Origin of the sequence: Kineococcus rhizosphaerae, from assembly GCF_003002055.1 — a bacterium.
Lineage (GTDB): Bacteria > Actinomycetota > Actinomycetes > Actinomycetales > Kineococcaceae > Kineococcus > Kineococcus rhizosphaerae.
This window is the reverse complement of the sequence record NZ_PVZF01000011.1, coordinates 189689-198033: the sequence shown is the minus strand read 5'-3', so window position 1 is coordinate 198033 and position 8345 is coordinate 189689. Positions and strand designations below refer to the sequence as shown.

General features: G+C 69.9%; 8 protein-coding genes. 7 read left to right on the top strand and 1 reads right to left on the bottom strand.

From position 1 onward, the window contains the following. Positions 1–54 precede the first annotated feature (54 nt). Entirely contained in the window at positions 55–627 is a 573-nt protein-coding gene (locus tag CLV37_RS20455) for a hypothetical protein (protein WP_146149517.1), read from the bottom strand. A gap of 241 nt (positions 628–868) precedes the next feature. Here CLV37_RS20455 and CLV37_RS20450 point away from each other — a divergent pair, with 241 nt between their 5' ends. The 7 genes from CLV37_RS20450 to CLV37_RS20420 all read left to right on the top strand — a co-directional run bounded on the left by CLV37_RS20450 (position 869) and on the right by CLV37_RS20420 (position 8224). Further along, the gene (locus CLV37_RS20450; RefSeq protein ID WP_106213874.1) at positions 869–1291 is read left to right on the top strand and encodes a plasmid replication, integration and excision activator; all 423 of its coding nucleotides are present in this window, start codon (positions 869–871) and stop codon (positions 1289–1291) included. Continuing rightward, positions 1291–1590 carry a hypothetical protein gene (locus tag CLV37_RS20445; protein ID WP_106213872.1) on the top strand — a complete coding sequence of 100 codons (300 nt, stop codon included), beginning with the start codon at positions 1291–1293 and terminating at the stop codon, positions 1588–1590. The genes CLV37_RS20450 and CLV37_RS20445 overlap by 1 nt, the downstream gene beginning before the upstream one ends. Beyond that, positions 1590–3092, top strand: a complete 1503-nt coding sequence (locus CLV37_RS20440) for an FtsK/SpoIIIE domain-containing protein (RefSeq protein ID WP_170127395.1) — start codon at positions 1590–1592, stop codon at positions 3090–3092. Before CLV37_RS20445 ends, CLV37_RS20440 begins: the two co-directional genes overlap by 1 nt. Beyond that, positions 3089–4564, top strand: a complete 1476-nt coding sequence (locus tag CLV37_RS20435) for a replication initiator (protein ID WP_106213868.1) — start codon at positions 3089–3091, stop codon at positions 4562–4564. Before CLV37_RS20440 ends, CLV37_RS20435 begins: the two co-directional genes overlap by 4 nt. Positions 4565–4597: 33 nt before the next feature. Beyond that, positions 4598–4798, top strand: coding sequence for an excisionase family DNA-binding protein (locus tag CLV37_RS20430; RefSeq protein WP_106213866.1), 201 nt, complete (start codon positions 4598–4600; stop codon positions 4796–4798). Then, on the top strand, positions 4798–5946 hold the full coding sequence (locus CLV37_RS20425; protein ID WP_106213864.1) for a site-specific integrase: 1149 nt from the start codon (positions 4798–4800) through the stop codon (positions 5944–5946). The genes CLV37_RS20430 and CLV37_RS20425 overlap by 1 nt, the downstream gene beginning before the upstream one ends. 82 nt (positions 5947–6028) lie before the next feature. Continuing rightward, positions 6029–8224 (top strand): PP2C family protein-serine/threonine phosphatase, encoded by a 2196-nt coding sequence (locus CLV37_RS20420; RefSeq protein ID WP_146149514.1) that lies wholly within the window; start codon positions 6029–6031, stop codon positions 8222–8224. Positions 8225–8345: the final 121 nt, after the last annotated feature.

The window sequence follows — 8345 nt, the reverse complement described above, 5'->3', positions numbered from 1 at the left end:
GAGGTGAACTCCGACATCACGATGCAGGCCTTGACGGCCTGACCACACGGAGCATCACGCAGCGAACGTCGTACACCACCTCAGTGGACTTGACCGCAGCGCGTTGTCCTCAGCCTCACGGGCGGCGGACTTGGCCTCCTCGAAGGCAGTCCACGCTCGGTCAAGGTCTCCAACGTCCAAGGACTGCCACCCCACCAACGATGCGAGGTCCGCAGTGACGGCCGCAAGCTCTCGTCGGGCCCCTGTCTGGACCAGGTAGCGCCGCTGCTGCGTGGTTTCGTCCAGGAGGTTGCGGGCGTACTCCAGCACGTCGGCCGCCCCGAACTGGCCGTCGGCCTTCCGGATGGCCTCGACCTGGTGGTGCAGGTGAGCTGTGCTCCCCGCCTCGAAGAGTGCAGCCCGGCCCAACGCCTGCGTGAGACTAAGCGGACTGGTCAGAGCCGTGGACACGCCTGCTGGTGCAAAGCCAAGGCCTTCATCGGAAACGTTGAGCACCTCCCGCAGCAGCTGACGATGGAAGTCACCCGGGGCCACCTTGCCGTTCTCCCAGCGGGAAATCTGCGTCTTGAGGCTCTCAACGCTGCCCACGGGCGTACCGAGCTGCTGTCCGCGCTGTCGCAGCTTCATCGCCAGGGCGGTCTGCGACCACCCTCGCGCCAAGCGCACGTCCTGAATGCGTGTCAATGCTCACTCCCGTGGATCTCTGCGGCCTCGCCAAGGTACTGGCGGACAGAGTGCCCGAAGCCACCGACACGAGGACAGGGGTTGACTCAACCCCTGTCAACGGTCGTCATCTTCTACGCCACGAACGCCTCCGCTTCGCTCGTCACATCGGCGCAACCGCGCTGGATGAAACGAGGAGGACGACATGGCGATTCAGGGCGCGATTCCATTGGGGCAGGACCTGGTGTTCCCGCACGGCGCGTACGTCGTGGGGGAGGTCGAGCAGGTCCAGGACTTCGACCGCCGCCAGGCCGGCGAGGTCGACTTCCAGTCCCGCGACAAGAACACCGGCGAACGGCTGTGGGCGGTGCGCGTCGTCGACGCCGACCCCGAAGCCCGCCGCGGACAGGCCGAGGTCGTCGTCAAGGTCATGGCCGAGCACCAGCCCGTCCCGCCGGCCCCGCTGCCGGGCCTGCCCTTCCGACCCGTCGTCTTCGACGGGCTCACCGCCACCCCGTACGTGGACACCAACCGCGCCCGCCCTCGTCTGGCGTGGTCGCTGAAGGCGACAGGTATGTCGGCTCCTGGCAAGACCGCGGCGAAGACTGACGCTGGGCGGGCCGCCTGATGCGGGCGCAGAAGCTCCAGGAGGAACGGAACGAGCGGAACAGCATCGCCGCGCAGATCGGTGCGTTGCTGCGCTCCCGTCCCGGCTCACAGATCTCGCTGCGGGAGCGGGCGGCGTGGTTCGAGCGCAAGGCAGAGCTGTTCGGGCAGCTCGCCGAGCACTACGGGCCGATCGACCCGCAGGAAGCAGCAGAGTGCCGCTACCTGTCCACCATCGCCGCTGAGGAAGGTGCCCGGCTGCGGTCGGTGTCACGTCACCCCGCGGGCCGCACCCGCCTCCGCGCGGCAGAGGTGGCGTGATGAGTGGCCGTCCGCAGGGGATCGTGACTCACCAGCCAGCGCAGCAGAACACCGCGACCTCTGACGACTGGATCGCGGACCTCATCGTCTCGTTGCTGTCCCTGGTCTGGTGGATGGTCAAGACGGCCGTGCTGCTGGCGTGGCGCTTCCCGCTCGTCGTGGCCGGTCTCCTCACGGGGTGGTGGGCGTACACGAGCGATCACCTCTTCCTGGTCGGCATCGTCGCCGCGGTCCTCGTGATGGCACTGGTGGTGTGGCGCCTGGTGTGGCCGGGGTCGTTCTCCCACCTCATCGCCCAGCCCGCGTGGCGGCGGCGCAAGCGGCGGGCGATCCGGCGCAACTGGCCGGGGCTGTGTGAACGGGTCGGCCTGGCGCTGGCCGTCACCGACCGCCGCTCTGGTCAGCGCGAGTCCTGGACGCCGGGTCTGTCCCGGCTGCGGTGGGCCTCTTGGGAGCACCTCGTGCTGACCGGGCGGGTGCAGGTCGTTGCCGGGCAGACCGTCGACGACCTTGCCTCGGCGGCAGAAACGCTGGGTGCGGCGTGCGGGGCCTGGTCGTGTCGGGTCCGCAAGACCGGCCCTCGCACCGCGGTCGTCACCTGGCTCTACGGCGACCCCCTCGCCCAGGTCGTCACCCGGCTGCCCGTTCCGCAGGTCTTGGATGCAGCCGCGGTCCCGATTGGGCTTCGAGAGGACGGGCAGCCGTGGCTGCTGCGCCTGGCCGCCACCCACGTCCTCATCGTCGGGGTCACCGGCGCCGGGAAGGGCTCGGTGGTGTGGTCCCTGCTCGGTGGCATCGCCGGGGGCATCCGCGACGGACTGGTGCAGGTGTGGGCCGTGGACGGCAAGGCGGGGATGGAGCTGCAGCCGGGCCGGGACCTGTTCACCCGGTTCGAGACCACCGTCGAGGACGGCGTGCAGCTGCTCGAAGACGCCGTGGTGCTCATGACGGAGCGGGCGGCCCGGATGGCTGGGACCTCCCGCCGCCACGAACCCAGCACCCGGGAACCGCTGCTGGTGGTCCTGGTCGATGAGGTGGCGTTGCTCACCGCCTACACCCCGGACCGCAAACTCCGCGACCGGGCAGAGAAGGCGCTGGCCGCGATCGCCACCCAGGGGCGCGCACCGGGTGTCGTCCTGGTCGCGGCGTTGCAGGACCCCCGCAAAGAGGTCCTCGGCCTGCGCAATCTCTTCCCGACCAAGATTGCGATGCGGCTGGACGAGAAGGCTCAGGTCGACATGGTCCTCGGTGAGGGGGCGCGGGAGTCAGGGGCGGTGTGCCACCAGATCCCCGACACTTCCCCCGGTGTCGCCTACGTCAAGGTCGACGGCGTCCGTGAGCCCGTCCGGGTCCGCGCCGCCTACTACGACGACCAGGCCATCGAAGACCTCGCCCGCACCCACGCACCGAGCAAGGCACCGGAGTCCCGGCCGGTGTTCTCCGTCGTCGACGACTCCCACCCTGAGACGGGCGATGACCTACGTCAGGAGGGTGCGGCGTGAACGCCCTGTCCCCCGCCGCAGAGGCTGAGGTCGGTCGTCGGTTGCTGTCGCCCACCTTCGACCGGTGGGCCGAGCAGGCCGCGAACTGCGGGCACTGCGCCCGCCCCGTCCGCCTGCGCGGGCAGGCCACCACCGTGGATCGCGTCACCGGCGAGGTGCTCTCGACCTACGACTCCGCGAACGAACCGGACGGAGTGCTCTACACCCGCTGCGGCAACCGCCGCGCCAGCGTCTGCCCGTCGTGTTCCCACGAGTACAAGGGCGACATGTGGCACCTGCTTGCCGCAGGAGCCGCGGGCGGGATGAAGGGGGTTCCGGAGTCGGTGGCCACACACCCGCTGGTGTTCGCTACCCTCACCGCCCCGTCCTTCGGTGCCGTGCACGGGCTGCGCCGCAACGGTGGTCGTCCGAGCATGTGCCGCCCCCGGTCGACGTCCGCGGTCTGTGAGCACGGAAACCCGATTGGCTGCCGCACCAAGCACGCTGAGGGCGACCGTCGCCTCGGGCAGCCGTTGTGCGCGCAGTGCTACGACTACACCAGGCACGTGGTGTGGCAGTGGTGGTCTCCGGAACTGTGGCGACGGTTCACCATCGCCCTGTGCCGGACCCTCGCCGCGCACTTGGGGTTGACGCAGAAGGACACCCACGCGCTGGTGCGGGTGTCGTTCGCGAAGGTCGCGGAGTTCCAACGCCGCGGGGTGGTCCACTTCCACGCCCTCATCCGACTCGACGGCCCACCCACCGACACCGCGGAGTTCCCCGCACCGCTGGCAGGGGTGAGCGCACAGCAGTTGTGCAAGCTCGTCCACGTCGCCGCCGCCCGGGTCTGGTTCGACGCCCCCGCGACTGAAGCCCGTGGGGAGCTGCGCCGGTTGCGCTTCGGGACGCAGGTCGATGCCCGCGCCGTCACCACCGCCGCGACTCGCGAGGTCGGCCGTGCCGACCACCCCGACGACGGCCTGCACCCGGAGACGGTCGCGGCGTACATCGCGAAGTACGCCACGAAGGCGTGCGACGACTTCGGCCTCCCGCCGGGTCTGCGTAATGCCGAGGCGGCGCGGCGGATGGGCATCGTCGAGCACGTCTGTCGTCTGCTCGCTGAGGTGCAGTATCTGGCTCAAAGCGGCGGGCCGAAGTACCTGCCGCTGGCGAAGTGGGGCGCAATGTTGGGTTTCCGAGGGCACTTCTCGACGAAGTCCCGCCGCTACTCCACCACCCTCGGCCGGTTGCGCTCGGCGCGGAAACGGTGGTCGGTCCAGCAGTTGCGCGACCGTCTGACGGGGCGCACGAACTCGATGGCTGATGTCGATGCGCGGGACGCCGAGGAGACGACGCTCGTCGTCAGCTCCTGGTCGCTGGACGGCATCGGCTGGCTGAACGCGGGAGATGCCGCCCTCGCCGCTACCGCCGCCGCACAAGCCCGCGAGTGGTCCGACGACCGTGCCCGCGCCCGACGCGCGACCCAGCTCTGACTTTTCCACCACGACTTCCGCGAAGGACCGTCCATGAACCACGAGCAGCGCACCGCTCCCGCCCGTCTCCTCTACCGCGTGCAGGACGCCGCCGAGGCGCTGAGCCTGAGCCGCAGCGTCATCTTCGAACTACTGCGCTCGGGCCGTCTGCGCTCGGTGCACGAGGGCCGTACCCGGCTCATCCCGTACGAGGCGCTGGTGGAGTACATCGCCTCCCTCGAGGACGCCGCCTGATGCCTGCCCGTCGTGGCCGGGGTGAGGGCGGTCTCCACTGGGACGAGCAGCGCCAGCGGTGGATCGCCAGCGTCAGCCTCGGCTTCACCCCCGCCGGGAAGCGCATCGTCAAGCGCGGCAGCGGTAAGACGAAGACCGAGGCCCGGTCGAAGTTGAAGGAGGTGCTGCGCGACCAGGACGACGGTCTGGCCATCGCCCCGAACGACTACACCGTGGCCCAGGCCGTCGAGGACTGGCTCACCTACGGCTTGCACGGGCGGTCGGAGACCACCGTCACGACGAACCGCATCCTCGCCCGCACCCACGTCATCCCGGACATGGGTGCTCGCAGGCTCCGTGACCTCAGCGCTGAGGACGTCGACCGGTGGTTGGCTCGGAAGGCACAGACGCACAGCACCCGGACGCTGCAGGGCATCCACTCGGTCTTGAACCGGGCGGTGCGGCGGGCAATGTCCCGGGACAAGGTGAAGCGGAACGTCGTCGGCCTGTGCAGCGTGCCGCAGGGCAAGCCCGGCCGACCGTCGAAGGCTCTCACCATGGCTCAGGCCGACGCCGTGCTGCGGGCGGTGGAGTCGACCCGGCTGCGCGGTTACGTCGTGCTGTCGATGCTGACCGGAGCCCGCACGGAGGAGCTGCGGGCGTTGCGGTGGGACCACGTCGACCTCGTGGGCCGTCCGGACGTGGTGCCGCCGGTCCCGGCCCACGTGGCGGTGTGGAGGTCGGTGCGCGTCGGCGGAGACACGAAGACCCGCAAGTCGCGGCGCACGCTGGCCCTGCCGCGGCGGTGCGTGGAGGCACTGCTCGCTCAACGAACGCAGCAGGAACGCGACCGGGCTGCAGCCGGGGCCCGGTGGGTCGAGAACGGTCTGGTCTTCACGTCCAAGGTGGGCACCCCGTTGGACCCGGCGCACGTACGCCGGGACTTCCGCCTGGCCATCTCGACGGCTGAGGACGTCGACCCGGCTCAGTGGACGCCGCGCGAGCTGCGGCACAGCTTCGTGTCGCTGTTGTCGGACTCGGGGGTGCCGTTGGAGGAGATCTCCCGACTCGTCGGGCACAGCAGCACGGCGGTGACCGAGCTGGTCTACCGGAAGCAGATCCGTCCCGTCGTTCAGACCGGCGCCGTGGTCATGGACCGGCTGTTCTGAACGGCAGGTCGGGCGCTGCGGAGCGTCCTGGTTCATCACGGACTGCCGATCATCCGTTGCTGACGTCTCCTATTCTGCCCAGGTGAGTGATCTGTTCGACAGCCATGCGCGGGACGCCGCGGCGCCTCTGGGCGACCAGCCAGCTCTAGACGCCGCGCTGCCGCACGTGGTTCACGACTACCCCGCCGCGGTGATGCTGGTGGACACCGCGTCCAATCAGATCGTCTACGTCAACGACCTGGCCCGGCAGTTGGCCCCCGACGTGACGCTGCCGATCGACGTCGAGGACTGGTCCCGGGCAGCGGGCTTGCAGGTCGCCGCCGGCGGTGAGCTCGTCGACAGCGCCACGCCGCTGACCCAGGTCGCCCAGGGCGATCCCGAACGTGGACGTCAGATCAGCGCTGCGCTGCGGTCGCAGGCCACCGAGGCGCGTGAGGCCCTGTGGGCGATCGGCATGCCCCTGCTCGACGCCCCACCGCCGCTGCGGGCACGCTCGCTGTTGATCCTCATGCCCGTGCGCTTCCCCACAGCCGTCGCCGACGTCACCGACGCCGCGGTCGTGGGACGCGCCCACCGTTCGGTGCTGGCCAGTGGCCTGGCCCTGGCCATCAGCGACCCGACGGCCGAGGACGACCCACTCATCTGGGTCAGCCGCAGCTTCGAGGAACTCACCGGCTACACCCGCGAGGAGGTGGTGGGCCGCAACTGCCGGTTGCTGCAAGGTGACGACACGCTCCCTGCCGACGTTGCTCATCTGCGGGACGGCATCGCCCAGGAGCAGACAGTCAGCAAGACCATCCTGAACTACCGCCAGGACGGGTCGGCTTTCTACAACCACGTCGTCATCTCCCCCGTCTTCGACGCCGAGGGGCGGCTGACGCACCGGGTGGGAGTCCTGACCGACGTCACCGGCCAGGTCCTCGCCGCCCGCGAGCTGGAAGAGGCCCACGCCGAGGCTGACCGCGCTCGAAAGGCGCAGGCCGCCGCGGAGGAGGTGGGCCGCTTCGGACGGCTGCTGTTGGTGCTGAGCGAGTCCTTGACCGCGACCGTGACCGTGGAGGACGTGGCCGCCACCGTCAGCGACGTCGTGGCCCGCGAACTGGGGGCCGCAGGTGGGGGCTTGCTGTTGGCCGACGCCACCCAGACTCACCTCGACTTCGTGTCGATGGACGCCATGCCTCAGGACACCGACGCCGCCTGGTCGAGGCTGACGTGGAACGAGGACGCACCGATCTCACTGGCCGCCCGCAGTCGTCAAGGCGTCTTCTACCGAGACCACCACGCGCTGGCGAAGGCCCACCCCTCGATCACCGAACACGCCGACGTCCCCGCGATGGGCGCCACCGCCAACGTGCCGCTGCTGCTGGGCCGCGACGTGGTGGGCGTGATCTTCCTGTTCTGGAACGAACCGCACGTCCTGCCCACGGCGCAACGGGCCGCGTTGCAAGCCGCTGCGCGCTACACGGCGCAGGCCGTCCAGCGGGCCACGTTGATCGCCGAGCGTCGAACCGCAGCTGAGACGCTGCAGAACTCCCTGCTGACCAGGCTTCCCGAACCTGACCACCTCGAACTGCGGGCCCGGTACGTCCCCGCCGCCACCGAGGAGCACGTGGGCGGAGACTGGTACGACGCGATCACCCTCCCCGACGGAGCGACCACCCTCGTCATCGGTGACGTCACCGGTCACGACATGACCGCTGCCGCGCACATGGGCCAGCTGCGCGGTCTGCTGCGCGCCTTCGCCTTCGACCGGGAAGAACCACCTGCCGACATCGTCAACCGCCTCGACCGCGCCCTGCTGGGTCTGCACATCGACGGTCTGGCGACTCTGGTCCTCGCGCGCATCGAGCAGACCGAGGACGACGCGCAGGCCGGCCTGCGTCGCCTGCGGTGGACCAACGCGGGTCACCTTCCTCCGGTCCTGCTGCTGGCGGACGGCACGACGCGGGTGCTGGACACCGAGCCGGAGATGCTGATCGGGCTGGCTCCTGACTCACCGCGCTCCAACCACAGTGAGGCACTGCCTCCCGGGTCCACGCTGCTGCTCTACACCGACGGGCTCGTGGAGCACCGTGGCCGCAGCATCACCGACGGCGTGGACGATCTGCGACAGGTCTTGACCGGTGCGAAGGACCTGCCCCTGGAGGAGTTGCTCGATCGCGTCGTTGACGAGCTCGTGGGCGACTCACCCGACGACGACTGCGCGATGCTCGCCGTGCGAGCTCACCGTCAAGACCGTCCTCGTCCCGCCGAGGCAGGCCCCAACCGGTCGGCCTGATCGCTTGGCCTAGCCGGCGGCGTCAGGATGCGTTGGCTTGCAGGGTGAACCTGGCCCACGTGCCGCCTTGCCCGACGACGACGTCCAAGTCTGCCAGCGTTGTCACGTTCAACCCCCGAGC